Here is an 18,903-nt window from a genome sequence, read left to right as displayed (position 1 = left end):
AAATAAGAATTTTAAAGATCATATATGTCTATTTTTAATTTTAATATTTTGGTTCAGAATTAAACCATTTTTTATAGATTGTTTTATAAGTGCCGTTTTTATAAAGAATTTTTAATGCATGGTTTACTTTACGACGTAATTTATCACTTCCTTTAGGAAAAGCTATACCATATTTTTGAGCTTCAATAGAAGAACCCGCTGTCTTAAAGTTATTTTTACCCATTGTACGAATGAAATATAAAATATTTGGTGTATCATGTAATACTGCATCGGCACGTTTAGTACTTAATTCCATATAAGCATTATCAATGTTTGGGAATTGACGTAATTTTTTTGTATGAATATATTGTTTTACATAATCAGCAGAACTAGTACCGCTTTTGACAGCAACTATTTTTCCGTTTAAATCTTTAATATTTTTTATGTCATTATTGTCTTTACGAACCATTATTAACAGTCCACTAGTATAATAACTATCTGAAAAATCAATTACTTTTTTACGTTCTTGAGTAATTGTAAGACCAGCTAGTGCTAAATCAACATTCTTGGTTTGTAAAGCGGGAATAATTCCATTAAAATCAATTGGTTTTAATATATATTTAAGTTTTATTTCTTTAGCAATTGCATTCCAAAGCTCTATATCAAAGCCAACATATTTATGACCTTGTCTGAATTCAAAAGGTACAAATGATGTATCTATAGCTATAATTAATTTTTTCTCTGCTGCGTAGGATAAAAAGGTAACCAACATGCACATAGCTATAAGTATTTTGCTCAATAGTTTAATCATTATTTTTCCTATTTTAAAGAATTTAATATCATTATTCATAGTATAAAAATTATGCATTTTATGCTGCATTATTTAATACATGTGTGTTATAAATAACACTATTTTATTATGGTAATTAAATTAAATTTATTTTTTTAATAAAATAAAAATGGTATATACATTTTGTGCATAATATAAAATTAATATGTTTCTTTTGAAGAAGAATTAAAAATATTTGATTGAAAAAATATTTTTAGTTAAAATAAATACTAAACTTTTCATAAAAAAGGTGGGAGATAACTCCCACTTATTCTACTTTTTTTTATTTAATAATTAGATTCAATATAACACATAAATTGATCAAGATCTCGTGAGGTAATAGTTAATATAATTATTGTATTTATATCAGTTATTTCTATACGTATATTATTAATCACACACAATAGTATATCGGTTTAAGATATGTAGATGTTCTTATACAGAATAAATATTCAATAAATATTGATGTAAAAAAACTTTTATCATTTATTATTTGAGTTATACCTAAAATTATACAACCTAGTTGAATAATTTTATCAGCTATAGTATCTTTATTAGTGATAGTTACAACTGATCATATAGCGAAAATTTATCTATACATTTCATGTATTCCGATAAATTTTACTTCATGCATAATTCCATTATGCTTTCTTACTTAATTATTAAAGATAAATCTATAAATTTAATTAACAAAAAATTTAGTTTTTTGATAGTATTTTTTTTATGATTAGATATATTATTACTATATAAATAAGTGTATAGGTTTTTTTTAAAGTTTTGTAGTATATAAGCATTAACAATTAATTCTACTAATATTTAAAAATAAAATATGATGATAAATAAGATAAAATATTTAATTTAATTCATTATGGCTACTGATGCTTCACTTAAAATTTTGTATGTAATTTAATTAGAAAAATGAGTTTTTTATATTTATATACTATTATAAAAAAAGTTTTTATTAAAATAACAATTACTATTTTTATCAATTGATTTAATACTTATCTGTTTAGTTTTATAAAATTTTACTATAAAATAAAACTAAACATTTATTTAAAGTATAAATTTTATTATATTACTTTAAATAATAATCAAAAAAGTAATCATTTTTGTAAATATTCATATATTATATTGATTTTAAAATAATTTATGATGCCTTTGCTATAGATATATTTACAGATTATTGAAAATTTAAGTATTATATAATAATATCTTACTATATTAATCAATAAATTAATATAGTATAACTACCTATATTTTAAATTTTATTAGTAATATTAATAAAATAAGAACTTCACATAGTACATATAGAGATTATGATTTACCAATATTTTTGAACTTTGATAAAGTTAATAGGAAAAAATAGAAAAGAAATAAATAAGATAATTAAACTTTTTTGTAAATAAGAAATTAACTAGCTTTAGAAAATATGTCAAATGTGTTTATTTGTATGAATATGTAATATTTACTTAGTAAGTATAAGTATAATTAAGACATATAATAGGGGATGTATTCTCTTATAAAATTCTTATATGTTATATATAAATATTTAAAAAAATAATTGTAAAATATGTAATAATAAAACTTATATTAAAGTTATAGACTATAAATATTTATTTTTTATAAATTTTATTATTTATTCGAGTAGAATACCAATCTTTTTGAAAGTATGGCAATAAAAAAATATCTAAAATATTAATACAGTAATTAACTACTTAATTAAGTTTAATAAATCCTTAATAAAATATTTAACTAACGTAGTTCTAATTTTTTTCATAATAAATAATTATTTTTATAATATATATAATTAATTAGAAAATTAGGAAATTAGATAAATTTTTAATATATGATATTGTAAGTACTACTAGAAATAAAGAAGCAGAATTTCTTGTTGAATTTTATTATATTCCTTTATATTTTGAGTATTTCATGAGAAGCTATATGAAAATATTATGAGGTGGTTATGAAAAAAATTATATTTCTTTCAGTTTTAACTTATTTATTATCAATTCATACATGTCCAGCTGTTGTAATAAAAAGTACTGTTTCCACTGGTTATGCACAAGGTGATATTAAGGGGTTTTTCAATAAAAATAATGGATTCACCTTGAAATATCGTGAAGAAAATGAAGCTAACCCTCTAGGTTGGATAACTTCTTTTAACTATATTGAAAGAGATCTCGTTACTAACGGTGTATATCGTAAAAGTCAATTTTATAGTTTTACTGGTGGTCCAGCATACCGTTTAAATGATAATACATATGTTTATGGTACATTAGGTCTAGGTTACGGTAAATTTAATTCTAATATGTCACATCGTCGTAAAAAAGATATTAGTGATGTAGGATTTACTTATGGCATCGGGTTCCAATTTCACCTGTTTGATAACTTTTCTTTAGATATTGGATATGAGATGAGTCGTATTCGTAATCTAGATGTAGGTACTTGGGTTGCTGGTATAGCTTATACTTTCTAATTTTTTAAAAATATTTAAATATAAAAACGATCTATGAAATGGATCGTTTTTATATTTAAATATTTAATTAACTTGTTAAAATTAGGAAATATCCTAAATATTAAAATATATAGAATATATTTATTCATTTTTTATAGTACATTTTATGTATAAATACATTATTCTTCTCTACAGTTTGCTTATAATGTAAATAGCCCATATATATTATGCAAATAATAGAAAAAGGAATCTGATTAGAATGAGTCATCTTGCGAAAAACGTTAGCAACACATTATTCCAGGATCCATTTAAATACATAGAAGATCATGTTAAAGGATTTTGTCAAGCACGTGAAGCAAATCGGCGTGAGATTATTGATGACTATGTAGAATTAATTTCTGATTTAATTTATAAATTCGGTGAAGCAAGACAGGTAGATATAGCAGCATATCTTGGTGTATCTCAACCCACAGTAGCAAAAATGCTTAAACGTCTTAATAATACTGGATTAATTGAACAATTACCATATCGTGGAATTTTTTTAACTATGAAAGGTGAGAAATTAGCTAAACAAAGTCGTATTCGTCACCATATTGTAGAGAATTTTCTATTAACATTAGGTGTAAGTCCAGAGATTGCAAGACGTGATTCTGAAGGTTTAGAACATCATGTTAGCGATGAAACACTTATCATTTTTAGAAATTTTAAAAAACCTGTTAATCTTAGATAAACATAATAATTTATTTAATATTTTCTAAATTACGTTTTTTTTGCTTATTATTACATCTTTACTTAATAGAGATATAGTAAGTTTATTATTTAATATTTAATAACATGTATTTATTGATTCTTAATTTTATAAGATAATCTTTACTTATAAATATAATAATTTAATTATTATTAAGATTTTATTACTATAATAATTAGTACTTTTAATAAAAAAATTATGTAAATATATAAAGTTATTGAAATATAAAATTAAAACCACATTTATAAATTATTATTTATTTATTATTTTTAGATTATTTGATATTATAGTAATAAAGTTTGATGATTATTATCATAAGGTAATTTATACTAAAATATATATTTAAATTAAATTTAATGAATTAAGCAATTTTTTTTACTAATAATCTTTTTTATTTTAAAATTTTTAATTTTACTGTTAATAATCTACTCTACTGGAAAATTTTACTTGAATTTATTTGAAAATTTAATTTTCAATGTATTATGTACTATATATTCAATAAAATAATAATTATTTATTAAATAATTTAAAAAATGTATTCATACTAAAATGTAGTGTGTATTAATAATAAACTGTATTTTAAAATTAATAATATAAGTATATTAAATATAATTATTTTTTTAGAAAACTAATTATATTTTTATCTTTACTTATGTGTTTCTATTTTTAATAAATTTATTTTATAAATTACATAGATACTTTTCTTTTTTTAGCATTGATTAATTCATTAATAAATGCATCAATAATAGAAAGAATATCCAGTCATATTTATTAAAAGCTAAGTGTTAAAATTAAAATAACATATATAATTATATTAATATATATTCAGAAAATATGTATATTTTAATTTAAAATTGGATATGTTTAAATCTTAAAATAGTTAATTTTATTACTAAATTGTTTATTAAAAATCTTTAGGTAAGGATATTGTGATGAGTAATGCATTTAAAGTTTTAAATAATATTCGTACATTACGTGCCCAATCACGTGAACTTCTTTTAGCCGATTTAGAAGAAATCTTAGATAAATTAACTATAGTAATAAGTGAACGTCGAGAAGAAATAAAAGCAAAAGAAGCCAAAAATCGTACAAAAGAAGAAAAAATTTCTAAATACCGTGAAATGTTATTAGCTGATGGTATTGATTTAACAGAATTGCTTAGTACACTAGAAAACAATAAAAAACATATTAAACGTGTTCCACGTCCAGCAAAATATTTATATATTGATGAAAAAGGTATGGAAAAATCTTGGACTGGACAAGGAAGAACTCCGGCAACTATTAAAAAAGCGTTAGATAAAGGAAAAAGATTAGAAGATTTTTTAATTAAATAATTTATATTACTTAATATAATAATTAACAGTATATGTATCATATACATATTTATATTGGTCAATAATGAATACTATTGTCATGTTATTTATAACAATTTAAAACTATAAAAAAGTAGTTATATTTAAAATTAAAAGTTAATAAACAAGATTACTTACATGTATACATAAGCTACATTAATTTTTTTTTAAAAATATACTGCTAATTTCTTTAGTAATTAATAATAAAAAAATAATATAAATTTGTAAGATACTAAAATTTATATTGCATAAAGGTAAAATACTATATTTTAAATAAATAAATAAATAAATAAATAAATAAATAAATAAATTTATTTATTTATTAAATAAAGGTATTTATTTTAAAAAAGTAATATACAATTTTTTATTTAATTTATATTATAACTATTAATTTTAATTGCAATTATAAATTGCATAATTTTTTTAAAAAAGCATTAAAATATTTAAGTAGTATATATATAATTTTACTGATTACAAGTACCACATACTTCACAATAAATATCTTGTATTATCTTTACTGTATATAATTCCATGATCATGGCATCATAGATTAATAAACGTGCATTTAATGTTTTACCAAATTTAGTTAATACTTTAAGAGTTTCTAGTGCTTGCATTGAACCTAATACACCAACTAATGGAGCTATTATACCAGTTTCTAAGCAATTTAATTCATATTCATTAAATAATCTGCTAATACAACGATAACACGGTTCACCTGGCTTCCAAGTAAATACACTTAATAAGCCTTCCATACGAATAGCTGCACTAGAAATAAGTGGTACTCTATGTTGAAAACATAAACGATTAATTTGTTCACGAGCTCTAATGTTATCAGTGCAATCCACTACTGCGTCATGATTGGAAATCAGACATGAAAATGAAGTCTCATTTAATTGTTCATTAATAATTTCTATATTACAGTATGGGTTGATTGTTTTTAATTTTTGTGCTGCTACATTAACTTTTGGTATACCAATTTTTGTATCGCTATATAAAATTTGACGCTGTAAATTACTTAAGCTAATTGTATCAAAATCAAGTATAGTAAGGTATCCAATTCCAGAAGATGCTAGATAAGGTGCAGCAGCACAACCAAGTCCACCAAGTCCTACTATTAGCACATGAGAACTTTTTAATTTTTCTTGTTTTTCAAAATCAAAACCTTGTAATACGATCTGTCGATTATAGCGTATTATCTCTTCATTACTTAACTTATTCATATTTATTCTTATCCTTTAAGAAGACGATTAAATCCTTCAATCTCTACCCATTCACCAGGATTAACATTACCACGCTCACGTTCTAATATAATAAAACAATTAGCCATTGTTAATGATCTGAATATATGTGAATCTTGTATACCAGTACTTGATACTTTTAATAGTCCATTTTCATCTTGACTATAAACACCACGTTGAAAATCAAGTCTTCCAGGGGTTTTTTTTAAGTAGTTCATTGTAATTGCCCTTTGTCGTAACGGCATAGTATATTTAGTGTTTCCTGCGAGATGCTTTAAAATTGGCTGAACTAAGTAATAAAAAGTAACTGTTGCAGATACTGGATTACCTGGAAGACTACAAAACCAACTATTTTTTAAACGACCAAAAGCAAATGGCTTACCTGGTTTTATAGCTAATTTATAGAAAGTAATATCGCCTATTTCTTGTAAAATCATTCTAGTAAAATCCGTATCTCCTACTGATATCCCACCAGTACATATTACTATATCAGCTAGGCGATCAGCTTTATTAAAAATATAACGAATTTCATTTGGATGATCTCGAATAATGCCTAGATCAATAATTTTACAATTTAGTTTATTTAACATTAATGATATAATAAAACGATTAATATCATAAATTTGATTTTTTAATAATGGTTTACCTAATATCTGTAATTCATTACCAGTAGAAAAAATAGCAACACGTAATTTACGTATTACACTTACTTTATTGATCCCGAGGGATGCTAATAAAGTTAGTTCAGTAGAGTCTAGTCGTATACCAGAGTCAAGAATTTGGTTGCCAATCTGTATATCTTCACCTTTATAACGAATGTTTTGTCCTTTATATATTGGAGTATTAATTGAAATTTTATTTCCAAATTTTTGAATATTTTCCTGCATTATTACAGCATCGCATTTATTTGGAATTGGCGCTCCAGTCATAATACGAATTACAGTATCAGGGGGCCATTTATTTTCAAATGGTTTACCAGCATAAGCTATACCAATAATTTGCATTAAATGATTTAATTTTATATTTTTAATTTGTTGAATAGCATATCCATCCATTGCTGAATTATCAAATAAAGGTAAATCTAATGGGGAAAAAACAGCTTTTGCAGTGATATATCCTGCTGCTTTCAGTAAAGATATTTTTATATGATCATTAATAGGTTGAATTTGTTCATATATTTTTTGTTGAGCTTCTTCAAAGCTAATTAATTTTGTAGTTAAAAATTGCATGTGTATTTTACATTTTCTAATCGATAGATATAATGGTACATTATACTTATGTTAATGAATACACGATATGTAAATTACTAATGATTCTAATTAATTTAAATATAATAGTATTATATAGTATTATTATGCTAATTTTTATCTAACTTTTAATGACATGGAAATTTTTAAGTAATTTGAATATAGATATAAAACTATAATTTTTTTTAATTTATAAAAAAAACATCTTAATTTATTTAGAATTTTTAAATATTTTTAATGAAATTAAAATTTTTGACTTTAAAGTTTATCAACCAGAAAAATTCAATTATTTCATAATCTATTAATTAAATTAATATATACTTTTAATTCATTGTTAGTTTAATGATACTAAGGTTTTTTTAAAAAAAAATTATTTGAAATATAAAAGGAATTTTATTCTTCTTATATTTATCTTTTTTAAAAAAAGTTTAATTAATATTTTTAATTTATTAATAATTTTTTTATGTTTGTTTTAAGAAAAAAATAATCATACTATAAATACTAGTCATAATTTTTATATTTTTTGATTTTCAAAAAATATAAAAATAAGTATTATGAACAAATATGTTATTATTTTAATAGTCTGGCATAAAAATTACTTTTTTAACAATATAATTATTGTCTTAAAATACCTTTAAGATAAGGTATCTTACTTTTTATAAATAATTATTTAATTTAAAATAGCAAAAAAAAAATAAATCACTTTTCCAAAGGCTAAAATAATAGGAAACCCTATTCCTTTATTATTATACTATAAATTTGATTTATAGTATAAATATTAAAATTAGGTATATGAACGATTTTAATTCATAAAAGCATAATTATTATTTTGAGAAATATACAGTATATAATAGTAAAATATTATAATATTTATAATTAAAAAATAAGTGAATTTAGCAGTTTTATACAATTAAAAAATTGTATATTTTATAAATAATTTAATTATAATTAATGATATTAAGGATTTTTATAATGAAAATGGCCATCCTTTCTCGAGATAAATCTCTTTACTCATGTAAACGGTTACATGATATTGCAAAGAAACGTGGCCATAAAGTACAGATCATAGATGTACATTATTGCTATTTCAATATACAATCTCATCTTACAACTTTACAATACCAGGGTAAGCAGCTTGGGTATTTTGATGCGGTTATACCACGGATTAGTACTACTAATACTTTTTGTGGTACAACGGCATTACGGTATTTTGAAACATGTGGAACCTATACATTAAATAAATCTATAGCTATTATTCGTGCTCATGATAAATTATGCTCTCTACAACTATTAGCTAGTCAAGGTATTGATATGCCAATTACTAGCTTTTCTTCTTCTTTTAAAGATACCAAAGATCTTATTTCTATAGTAGGAGGAGCACCTTTAATAATAAAATTAATAGAAGGTAGTCAAGGCATAGGAGTAGTACTAGCAGAAACAAGTAAGGCAGCAGAAAGTATTATCGATGCTTTTCATAGATTAAATTCATACATTTTAGTCCAAGAATTTATTAAAGAAGCTAAAGGACGAGATATTCGCTGTTTAGTAATTGGTAATGAAGTTGTAGCATCAATTGAAAGAAAAGCAAAAAAAGGAAGTTTTAGATCTAATTTGCATTGTGGCGGTAAAGCTAAATCAATATCTATTACTAAACAAGAACGTAATCTTGCAATAAAAGCTGCAAATATCATTGGACTTGAAGTTGCTGGAGTAGACATTCTTAGAGCTAATCGTGGACCTCTAGTAATGGAAGTTAATGCTTCGCCTGGTTTAGAGGGAATAGAAAATGCTACTGGTATAAATATTGCATCAATGATGATAGATTGGATTGAAAAAACTTATTTAAATAAATAGTAATTTAAATATAAAAACTTAATATAAACTTATTTAAGTTTTTAACATTTAAATAAAATATAAATAGTATTATCTAAATTAGATTTCATTTAAATGAAATTATTTTTTTAAAAAAAGTTCTAATTATTATAGAAAACTTATTAATAGAACTAATTCGTTGACTAGTAATTATAAATTATTATCGAATAGTAATTCGAAGGTATTATATTTTTCTTATCAACAATTTTATTGTTAGATAGTAAATTTAATATAGATAAAAATATAGTTATTTAACTTAATTAAAGTATCACTGATTAAATGATTAAATGATTAAATGATTAAATGCATATTTTAAAATAGATAATAATCAAAAATTTAAAACATAAAAATAATTAGCATTAAATCTTTAATAGACGAAACAGTATAAATTCTTAATGTTTTAACTAAAAGACAAAAGTCTTATATAGATAACTATCAATATTAAAGATACAGCAATAGTAATTTTAGATATAGTTACAGTAGAGTTAGTTATAAACTATATATTAACTATTGTAATATACATACTATATAAATTTGAAATTTATGTACTATAATAAAAGTACCTTTGTAATACCTGTTAATAAATTTAAAATTATTAGTTTGTAATATACTGCTATTAAAATTTAAACTAAGTTATAGAAATAATCAAGTAAAGATTCTAATTCGGGATTAAAATTATTCTAATGTTATTATTTCTCGAATTAATTTTAAGTTTATTAAAATGTAAATAGTAAAAGAATAGTAGTATTATACTTAATAGTAAAAGAATAAAGAATATTATATTCCTATCATATGTAAATCAATACATAAGAATGATTATAATCATATAATAATTAGTTATTTCATAGAAAATAAGTTAGGTTACATGTATACCTCTTAATCAAGGCAAGAAATTTAAATTATAAGAATATGAAAAATAGTTATATAATAAAAAACTCTTTTAGTTTAGCTAACTAATAGATATTGATACAATCTTTATAGATAAAATTAAGAAGAAATTTATTATTTTTTAATGTTTAAAAAATAAAATAAAAAAATTGCATATTCAATTAATAAAATGATTATAAAATATTATAAAAGAAGGAAAAAGATCAAATTTATATCTGCTCTTTTTCCTTCAAGTACTTAAATCATATTATATTAACGGCTGCGAAAAATAATACGACCTTTACTTAAGTCATATAAAGTTAATTCGACAGTCACTTTATCACCCGTTAAAATACGGATATAATTTTTACGCATTTTACCTGATATATGAGCAGTAATAACATGTCCATTTTCCAGTTCTACGCGAAACATAGTATTAGGTAATGTATCTAGTACAGTACCTTGCATTTCAATATTATCTTCTTTAGCCATTAAATCCTCTAGGTAACCCATAAAAGTATAAAACTGAAAAATAATGCCTAATTCTGTTCTTTATGTAAAGAAACTATATTAATTATATAAAATTATTTACATGAAGAATAAATTGATATTGTTATATATTTTAAATTTTATTTTAAATAAAAGATTATTAATTAAATTAATAAAATATATACTTTTCAAGTATTTAATAAATTATTTTTTAATATTCAAGTATTTAATAAATTATTTTTTAATATAAAAATATCTAAATTATAAAATTTAAAATTTATTGCCTAGAACTGAAACTTAATGGTCTTATAACATAAGAGGAGGTATTAAATTATTATGAAATGCTATCTTGTCCACTAATTTATAGTATAATAAAACTATATTATCAATACTATGTTTATATAAATAATCATTATATTTAAAGGTTTAAAGAATTAATTTAATAATAATTTATTGCATTAAATATAAATTATTAAGATATCTTTCTGCATCCATGGCAGCCATACATCCAGTTCCTGCTGAAGTAATAGCTTGACGATAAATATAATCAGTAACATCTCCAGCTGCAAATACACCTGGTATACTAGTTTGTGTTGAATTGCCGTTTAAACCAGAGTTAATTTTAATATAACCATCTTTTAAAGTAAGTTGACCTTCAAAAATTTTACTATTAGGGGTATGACCAATAGCAATAAAAATACCTGATAATTGAAGTAATTTTATGCTTCCATTATTATTAGTAGAAAACATTTTTAAGCCAGTCACACCTATTTGATCGCCAATTACTTCTTGTAGGATATAATTTGTATGTAATATAATATTACCTTTGGATACTTTTTCCATTAAGCGGTTTATAAGTATTTTTTCTGCTCGGAAAACATCACGACGGTGAATTAAATGTACTTCAGATGCAATATTTGATAAGTACAATGCTTCTTGTATGGCTGTATTACCTCCTCCAATTACTGCAATTTTTTTATTTTTATAAAAGAAACCATCACAAACTGCACAAGATGAAACTCCTTTACCTTTAAAAATTTCTTCTGATGGTAAACCCAGATAACGTGCAGAAGCACCTGTTGCAATTATTAATGCATTAGTAGTATATTCGCTATTTTCACCTATTAAATGAAATAATTTATTTTGTAAGTTTACTGTAACAATATGATCAAAAATAATTTTTGTTCCAAATTTTTCAGCATGTAAATTCATACGGTCCATTAATAATGGACCAGTTAAACTATATGGGTCACCAGGCCAATTTTCAATATCAGTTGTAAAGGTTAGTTGTCCGCCTTTTACCATCCCAGTAATTAATGATGGATTTAAGTTAGCACGTGCTGCATAAATAGCTGCTGTATAACCAGCAGGACCTGAACCTAAAATAAGTAGCTTACTATGTTTTATAGTGTTCATCTATTCCTCAATCTGTGTATTTAAAATACCTATTCATTCATTCTGTGTATTTAAAATACCTATTCATTCATTAATTATACATAAATCATTTAAATAATAAGATAATAATTAATTATTTATTTTAATAATTAAAAAACATTTTTTTAATTATTAAAATATTGAACATGATTAATAAATAGATACTGTTTTTCAGTATTAATATTAAAGGATAAAATTCTATTTTTATTTATAATACAAATTAATTTAAAGTAAATATAAATATAAATTATTATATATAAAAATATACGTCACATGTATAGTTTAACTTAAAATATTAGGTCAATAACTTGTATTAAAATATTAGACATTCTTATGATATCGGATTAACTAAGATCTTTTATCTGTATAATTAATTGATTTACTCTAACTTAACAATGAAAAATAATACATAATTTAAGTAAACAATTTTCTTTTTTTAAAAAAGTATATTAATGTATCTTCTTAATATCCTAATAAAGACAGAATAGCAATAGTAAAGCAATGTAAGAGAGACCATAAGCATGGTAGAAAATAAGCATCACCTTGGTAAAGGTTTAGATCGTATAGATAGAAATATCTTAAATGAACTTCAAAAAGATGGACGTATTTCTAATGTAGAACTTTCTAAACGTGTCGGTTTATCACCCACACCTTGTCTTGAACGTGTTCGTCGTTTAGAGCGTAACGGATTTATTTTAGGTTATACTACACAACTTAACCCACATTATCTTAATGCATCACTTTTAGTATTTGTTGAAATTACTCTAAATCGTGATAGCCCAAATGTATTTGAACAATTTAATGCTACAATACAAAAACTTGAAGAAATACAAGAATGTCATTTAGTTTCTGGTGATTTTGATTACCTATTAAAAATTCGCATATCTGATATGTATGCCTATCGTAGATTATTAGGTGATACTTTGTTACGATTGCCGGGTGTAAACGATACTCGTACTTATGTAGTCATGGAAGAAGTAAAACAAAATAATCGTCTATTTATTAAACTTAGATGAATTTATAATTATGGTAAGAAATTATAGGTAATTATTACATAATAAATTTTACCCTTATTTTTTTGAATCAAAAATTATAAAAATTTGGAGATTTATTTTGACTCAAGAACACATAGAAAATGAGAACAAATATATTTTTTCCCCATGTATAATTAAAAAAAAAGAATATTAAAAATCTTACTTATTTTAATTGTGTTTTTGTTTACTGTTTACTTAATTATTTCGATACTTAGTTTTAATCCATCTGATCCTAGTTGGTCTCAAGTAATGTGGGAAAAACCAATCCATAATATTGGTAGTAATATAGGAGCATGGTTGGCAGATTCGATGTTATTTATCTTTGGTATAATAGCTTATTTTATTTTATTTATTAGTATGATACTTATACTTATTAATTTATGTCATATTATTCTATATCAAAATTATTACCAAAATATAATCGATTATTTTTTTGTTAGTTTACGCTTAGTTGGTATTTTAATTTTAATAATTACTAGCTGTGGGTTAATTGAATGTCATATAGATAAAATTTGGTATTTCCCTTCTGGTGGTATTATAGGTGTATTTATTAACCAAATAATTTATTCATGGTTTAGTATAACTATAGGTACATTCATTTTATTATGTTTATGGACTGTTGGTTTTAGTTTGTCTACTGGATGGTCCTGGTTAATTATTGCTGAAAAAGTAGGAAACATAGTCATCTCTATGTTTTTATTTATTAAAAATAACTTATGTGCAAATAAATTAAATAAAAAAAATAATAAAATTCAAAGATATGATCATAAATCAAAAGAAGTACTATTTAAAAAGTCCATTAATTTACATTACTCTAATAAAAATATGTTCATTACAAAAATACATAATATTCCAAAATTTAGTTTATTTAAGCCTGATGATAATATACTGCTAATTAAAGTTAATGAAGTATCAGCAAAAATTATGGCTCATAAAAATAAAAAAGTGATAGATCTAAAAAATAATTTAATTTCTATTAAAAAAGATTTAAATATTTGTAGCCAAACTAAATTCAGCAAAGAAGCATCAACATTATTTTCTAAATTAATATCTTTTAATTATTGTTCTCTTAAAATAGCTACTGAATTTAAATTTCCAATATGTTTGTCAGTTAATTATAATTATAATAAAAACATTAATAATTATCAGAATTTCATTCTGACTTCTAAACTTACTTATGTTTTCATAATAGGCAATAATAAACTAATAATAAATTCATTAAAATCAATTTCTGTATTATTAACATATTTCAATGATATTAGAGTTAAAAAAAAGAAGCAGAATAAAAGGAAAAAAGTCCATAATAAACTTTATATAAATTTTAATAATATATTTGTTGATGTACCAATATTACGGGTTAGTATAAAGCATTTGATAATTAGATTTTTAATAGATCATAACGCAAATCTTGACTTAACGTTGATAAATAAAAAAGTTTCTATTCATGTTACATGGAAAGAACCTACCTTAGTTTATATGAAACAGAATGTTTTATATAATAAAAAAAACCAATCTTTTATTCAATTACAAAAAGGTAAAATACTTGAATCATTGGTGAAATCTACCAACAGTAACTTATATTCATTAATATCAAATAAAAAACAACAATTTTATAAAACTTATATATTCCCTACTCTTGATCTATTAATATTACCTCCATTAAAAATAAATCAGATTGATATATCAATTATGGAGAAAAAAGCACGTTTATTAGAATTATGTTTAGCTAATTATCGAATTAAGGTAAAAGTTATAGGCATTTCACCTGGTCCTGTTATTACTCTTTTTAAACTAGATCTAGCTCCTGGTGTAAAAGCTTCGCGTATTTCAAGTTTATCTCAAGATATTGCACGTTCTCTATCCGCTATTTCAGTCCGTGTAGTAGAAATGATTCCAGGAAAATCATATGTAGGGTTAGAGTTACCTAATCAAAATCGTCAAACTGTATATTTAAGAGAAGTATTAGATTGTGCTGTATTTCAAAAAAATATATCACCACTTTCTATAGTTTTAGGAAAAGACATCTCTAGTCAACCTATAATTGCAGATATAGCAAAAATGCCTCATCTATTGGTTGCTGGTACTACTGGTTCAGGAAAATCGGTGAGTATTAATGCTATGATTATTAGCATGCTATATAAAGCAACTCCCGAAGAAGTACGCTTTATTATGATTGATCCTAAGATGTTAGAATTATCAGTATATGAAGGTATTCCACATTTACTAACTCAAGTAGTAACAGATATAAAAGATGCTACTAATGCATTAAATTGGAGTATTAATGAGATGGATCGTCGATATAAAATTATGTCTGTACTTGGTGTGCGTAATCTGAATAGTTATAATGAAAAAGTCAAACAAGCTGAGATAATAGGTTGTCCAATTAAAGATCCTTTTTGGAAGGCAATTAATAGCAAAAATAATACACCATTGTTGTTAAAAAAATTACCTTATATTGTCATTATAATAGATGAATTTGCTGATCTTATGACAATAGGTAAAAAAGTAGAGGGACTTATTTCTCGCTTAGCTCAAAAAGCTCGTGCTGCAGGTATTCATTTAGTATTAGCTACTCAACGCCCATCTGTAAATGTCATTACAGGTCTAATTAAAGCAAATATTCCAACACGCATTGCTTTTACAGTTTCAAGTAAAATAGATTCACGTACTATTCTAGATCAAAGTGGAGCAGAATCTTTATTAGGTATGGGAGATATGTTATATTTACCAGAAAATTCATCTACTCCAATTCGTGTGCATGGAGCATTTGTATGTGATCAAGAAGTACATGCAGTTGTCCAAGCTTGGAAAAAGTATAATAATTTAGATTATATTAATCATGTTATTCATAGTTAATAACAAACTAAGAAAAAAGATGATTTTTATTTTACTAGGTTCTTTTTTTATCTTAAAAAGAATGAATAATAAATTACTAAAATATTTTTTTTATAATGAATATTATTAAAGTATTTAGTATTAATTAAAAGTAAAATATAATTTATGTATAAATTACCTTTGTATTTAAATATAATTACACTATTATAGTATAATTTATATTATTATATAAATGATTTTAAAAATTTAAATGTTAATAAATAATAATTAAAATTAAATATATAGTAATAAATATAAAACAACAGCATAATGCATTAAGGAAATAAAAAATGAATTTACGGATTATTATTTGTTATTTATTAATTATTCTTTTCCCTGTTCCTATAAAGGCTAATGCCGTAATTAATTTACAACAACGCTTGAATAAAATAAAGAATTTTTATGCGGTTTTTGAACAACAAGTAACTAATAGTAATAATATTAACGTCCAAAATGGAAGAGGGGAATTATGGATTAAACGTCCTAACTTATTTAAATGGCATATGACTACACCAGATGAAAATACTATTATTTCTGATGGTAAAAATTTATGGTTTTATAATTCTTTTATTAAAGAGGTTAGTGTAAGTTTATTAAAAAATTTTAGTAAAAGGACTCCATTGATACCTATCATAAACAATTCACCTAAGTATTGGAAACAGTATGATATAATACAACAAAATAATTCATTTATTTTTATTCCAAAAGATAACGATGATAATTTAAGAAGATTTACTATTAATATAACTTCATCTGGTATTATTAATTACTTTAATAGTAAAGAACAAAGTGGTAAGTGTATCTCTTTCCAGTTAAAAAATCAGAAAACTATTCCTATTAATATAAATAAATTTATCTTTAAAATTCCTAAAGGAGTATCATTAGATGACCAACGTTAAATCATAAAATTGTTATATTTATAATTATTTTTAGGATAAAGTTAAAAAACTAACCATGTTAAATCTATTTATTTAATTCATTTTATGTATAGGATAAGCATGATCGATCCTAATCTCTTGCGGCATAATCCAGAAATTGTTGCACAAAAATTAGCACATCGCGGCTTTAAATTAAATGTAGAAAAACTATATTTACTTGAAAAAAAACGTAAATTCTTTCAAATAAAAACGGAAAATTTACAGGCAAAGAGAAACTCTAGATCTAAATTTATTGGTCAAGCTAAAGCACGTGGAGAAAATATTGAGCTATTATGTTATGAAGTGAATATTTTAGATAAACAGTTAAATATAGCTAAAGCAAATCTTAACAAGTTAAAGGAAGAAATCCTTGATTTTGCACTTTCGTTACCTAATTTACCATCTGATGAAGTCCCAATTGGAAAAAATGAGATGTACAATAAGGAAATAAGCCAATGGGGAAAACCTCGAGATTTTAATTTTTTAGTAAAAGATCACATTGAATTAGGCGAAGCTATAAAGGGATTGGATTTTGCTGCCGCTGTAAAACTTACTGGTTCACGTTTTATTGTTATGCAAGGGCAAATTGCACGTTTACATCGTATTTTAAGTCAATTTATGATTGATTTACATACTCAGCAACATGGATATATTGAAACTTATGTTCCATATCTAGTTAACCAAGAAACACTTTTTGGTACAGGACAATTACCCAAATTTAGCAATGAACTTTTTCATATAAAAGCTGATGAAGAACATTCACATCTTAATAATTACGCTCTAATTCCCACAGCAGAAGTACCATTGACTAATTTGATGAGGAATAAAATAATTAAAGAAATAAATCTACCTATTAAACTTACTGCACATACACCTTGTTTCCGTTCTGAAGCTGGATCATATGGACGTGATAAGCGTGGTTTAATACGTATGCATCAATTTGATAAAGTAGAAATGGTACAAATTGTTGCTCCAGAAAATTCTATGATTGCATTAGAGGAGTTAGTCAGTCATGCTGAAAAGGTTTTACAATTATTAGATTTACCTTACCGTAAAATGTTACTATGTACTGGGGATATGAGTTTTGGCGCAGCTAAAACTTATGATCTTGAAGTTTGGTTACCAGCACAAGGTAAATATCGTGAAATTTCGTCTTGCTCTAATATGTCGGATTTTCAAGCACGTAGAATTAAAATACGCTATCGAACTAACGATAGTAAAGAAACTAATCTTGCTCATAGTTTAAACGGTTCTGGACTTGCAGTGGGGCGTACTTTAGTTGCTATACTAGAAAATTATCAACAAGCTGATGGGCGTATTAAGATTCCAACTGTACTGCATTCTTATATGAAAGGACTAGATTTTATTGGTTAATATATTTATTAATTATTTATAAGATATTTTATTTATATACTTTGGAATCTAACATTATTTTTTTTAGTAAAAATTTTGAATTACATTTAATTAATTTAACATATATGTAATATGTAAATTACATATAAAATTACGAACATAAATATATTTGATTATTAAAAAATAAATTTTAATTTAATCAATTAAATAAA

At 23.4% G+C, this 18,903-nt stretch carries 13 protein-coding genes; 8 read left to right on the top strand and 5 right to left on the bottom strand.

Annotation, left to right across the window (positions count from 1 at the left end; genetic code table 11):
- Positions 1-40: 40 nt before the first annotated feature.
- A complete protein-coding gene (gene glnH / locus FD728_RS01945) occupies positions 41-790 on the bottom strand; it encodes a glutamine ABC transporter substrate-binding protein GlnH (protein ID WP_159934260.1) in 750 nt (249 codons plus the stop codon).
- A 1,981-nt stretch (positions 791-2,771) separates the two neighbouring features.
- Between glnH and ompX the strand changes: the two genes are divergently transcribed.
- The 3 genes from ompX to FD728_RS01930 all read left to right on the top strand — a co-directional run bounded on the left by ompX (position 2,772) and on the right by FD728_RS01930 (position 5,345).
- A complete protein-coding gene (ompX, locus tag FD728_RS01940; protein WP_159934258.1) occupies positions 2,772-3,284 on the top strand; it encodes an outer membrane protein OmpX in 513 nt (170 codons plus the stop codon).
- Between the two features lie 238 nt (positions 3,285-3,522).
- Positions 3,523-3,993 carry a manganese-binding transcriptional regulator MntR gene (mntR, locus tag FD728_RS01935; protein ID WP_159934256.1) on the top strand — a complete coding sequence of 157 codons (471 nt, stop codon included), beginning with the start codon at positions 3,523-3,525 and terminating at the stop codon, positions 3,991-3,993.
- A gap of 950 nt (positions 3,994-4,943) precedes the next feature.
- Positions 4,944-5,345 (top strand): H-NS family nucleoid-associated regulatory protein, encoded by a 402-nt coding sequence (locus tag FD728_RS01930; RefSeq protein WP_159934254.1) that lies wholly within the window; start codon positions 4,944-4,946, stop codon positions 5,343-5,345.
- Between the two features lie 482 nt (positions 5,346-5,827).
- On the opposite strand, the gene FD728_RS01925 is transcribed toward FD728_RS01930, so the two are convergent.
- On the bottom strand, positions 5,828-6,586 hold the full coding sequence (locus tag FD728_RS01925; RefSeq protein ID WP_159934252.1) for a molybdopterin-synthase adenylyltransferase MoeB: 759 nt from the start codon (positions 6,584-6,586) through the stop codon (positions 5,828-5,830).
- Between the two features lie 8 nt (positions 6,587-6,594).
- Positions 6,595-7,833: a molybdopterin molybdotransferase MoeA gene (gene moeA / locus FD728_RS01920; protein ID WP_159934250.1), complete on the bottom strand. Its 1,239-nt coding sequence runs from the start codon at positions 7,831-7,833 to the stop codon at positions 6,595-6,597.
- 990 nt (positions 7,834-8,823) lie between these two features.
- Between moeA and rimK the strand changes: the two genes are divergently transcribed.
- Positions 8,824-9,705: a 30S ribosomal protein S6--L-glutamate ligase gene (gene rimK, locus FD728_RS01915; protein WP_159934248.1), complete on the top strand. Its 882-nt coding sequence runs from the start codon at positions 8,824-8,826 to the stop codon at positions 9,703-9,705.
- A 1,158-nt stretch (positions 9,706-10,863) separates the two neighbouring features.
- Here the strand turns inward: rimK and infA are convergent.
- A complete protein-coding gene (gene infA / locus FD728_RS01910) occupies positions 10,864-11,082 on the bottom strand; it encodes a translation initiation factor IF-1 (protein WP_159934246.1) in 219 nt (72 codons plus the stop codon).
- A gap of 447 nt (positions 11,083-11,529) precedes the next feature.
- The gene (trxB, locus tag FD728_RS01905) at positions 11,530-12,495 is read right to left on the bottom strand and encodes a thioredoxin-disulfide reductase (protein ID WP_159934244.1); all 966 of its coding nucleotides are present in this window, start codon (positions 12,493-12,495) and stop codon (positions 11,530-11,532) included.
- A 539-nt stretch (positions 12,496-13,034) separates the two neighbouring features.
- Between trxB and lrp the strand changes: the two genes are divergently transcribed.
- The 4 genes from lrp (at position 13,035) to serS (ending at position 18,712) form a co-directional block, all read left to right on the top strand.
- Entirely contained in the window at positions 13,035-13,529 is a 495-nt protein-coding gene (lrp, locus tag FD728_RS01900; protein WP_159934242.1) for a leucine-responsive transcriptional regulator Lrp, read from the top strand.
- Positions 13,530-13,694: 165 nt separating this feature from the next.
- Complete coding sequence (locus tag FD728_RS04760; protein ID WP_304623075.1) at positions 13,695-16,403, top strand: DNA translocase FtsK; 2,709 nt, start codon at positions 13,695-13,697, stop codon at positions 16,401-16,403.
- A 308-nt stretch (positions 16,404-16,711) separates the two neighbouring features.
- Positions 16,712-17,320, top strand: a complete 609-nt coding sequence (gene lolA / locus FD728_RS01890; RefSeq protein WP_159934238.1) for an outer membrane lipoprotein chaperone LolA — start codon at positions 16,712-16,714, stop codon at positions 17,318-17,320.
- A gap of 99 nt (positions 17,321-17,419) precedes the next feature.
- Positions 17,420-18,712, top strand: coding sequence for a serine--tRNA ligase (gene serS, locus FD728_RS01885; RefSeq protein ID WP_159934236.1), 1,293 nt, complete (start codon positions 17,420-17,422; stop codon positions 18,710-18,712).
- The last annotated feature ends 191 nt before the right edge of the window (positions 18,713-18,903 follow it).

The organism is Pantoea sp. Aalb (genome assembly GCF_009829985.1).
Lineage (GTDB): Bacteria > Pseudomonadota > Gammaproteobacteria > Enterobacterales > Enterobacteriaceae > SZZU01.
Note: the sequence above shows the minus strand (reverse complement) of the source record. Positions and strands in the feature narration are given on the sequence as shown.